We start from the raw sequence: 1,488 nt of genomic DNA on the forward strand, positions 1-1,488 counted from the left end.
TCAGCGTCGGAGAGGGAGGCCGCTCCGAGGTTGGCGCGGAGTTTGGCGCCGAGTTCGGCGTCGACGTTGGTCCAGTACTGGATGGCGCGTTCTTTGATGCCGGGGCTCTTGACGCCGCCCACGGCGCCGGTGACGGTTTCCAGGAAGCGGGCCTTGGCTGCTTCGTCGTAGACCTCGCGGTAGAGGGTGCCGGCCTGGACGAAATCGCTGTCCTCGGCGTGCAGGGAGTGCGCGGCGAGGGTCAGCTCGCCGTCATTTTCCCAGCCGCCGGCGGGGTTCTGCGGCTCAACAGCTGCCGGTCCGCCCATGGTGTTCGGCGCGTACACCGGAACAGAAGGGGCGTTGAAGTGGTAGCGTCCGGCGCCGTCCTGGCTGTAGTTGTGGACGGTGTTTTTGGGCTGGTTGACCGGGATCTGGGCGTGGTTGGTGCCGACCCGGTAGCGGTGGGCGTCGGCGTAGGAGAAGATGCGTGCCTGGAGCATTTTGTCCGGGGACGCGGCGATGCCGGGCACGAAGTTCGACGGGGCGAAGGTGGCCTGTTCGATCTGCGCGAAGTAGTTCTCCGGGTTGCGGTTCAGTTCCATGGTGCCGACCTTGATCAGCGGGTAGTCCGCGTGCGGCCAGACCTTGGTCAGGTCGAACGGGTTGAACCGGTAGGTCTTGGCGTCCTCGTAGGGCATGACCTGCACGTGCAGGTCCCAGGAGGGAAGGTTGCCGGCTTCGATGTTCTCGTGCAGGTCCCGGATGTAGAAGTCCGCGTCGGACCCGGCCAGGGCCTCGGCCTGGTCACCGGTCATGTTTTTGACGCCCTGGTTGGAGTGGAAGTGGTACTTGACCCAGAACCGCTCGCCGGCGGCGTTGATCCACTGGTAGGTGTGCGAGCCGTAGCCCTGCATTTCACGCCAGGACGCGGGCAGGCCGCGGTCGCCCATGAGCCAGGTGACCTGGTGTGCGGATTCGGGGGACAGGGTCCAGAAGTCCCACTGCATGTCGGCGTCGCGCAGGTGGGAGCCGGGCAGGCGCTTCTGGGAGTGGATGAAGTCCGGGAACTTGATCCCGTCGCGGATGAAGAACACCGGGGTGTTGTTGCCCACCAGGTCGTAGTTGCCCTCGGAGGTGTAGAACTTCACGGCGAACCCGCGCGGGTCCCGCCAGGTGTCGGGGGAGCCGTTCTCGCCGGCCACCGAGGAGAACCGGATCAGCATCTCGGTCTCCACACCCGGCTGCAGGAACGCGGCCTTGGTGTAGGCCGAGACGTCCTCGGTGGTCCTGAACGTGCCGAATGCACCGCCGCCCTTGGCGTGCACAACGCGCTCCGGGACCCGCTCACGGTTGAACTGGGCCAGCTTTTCCACCAGGTAGTGGTCAGTCAGGATGATGGCACCATCGGCACCAACTGACTTCGAGTGCGCGTCGGACGTGACGGGGGCACCTGACTGTGTTGTCGAAACGGCAGTCATTATTCTCCTATTTCTCTTTTTCTTGGGA

At 64.9% G+C, this 1,488-nt stretch carries 1 protein-coding gene; it reads right to left on the reverse strand.

Going from position 1 to position 1,488, the window contains the following annotated elements:
* Nucleotides 1-1,460: catalase (locus tag FDW83_RS18880; protein WP_138139598.1), on the reverse strand; the 1,460-nt coding region annotated here is incomplete at its 3' end.
* Nucleotides 1,461-1,488 lie beyond the last annotated feature (28 nt).

The organism is Pseudarthrobacter sp. NamE2 (genome assembly GCF_005796205.1).
Taxonomy (GTDB): domain Bacteria; phylum Actinomycetota; class Actinomycetes; order Actinomycetales; family Micrococcaceae; genus Arthrobacter.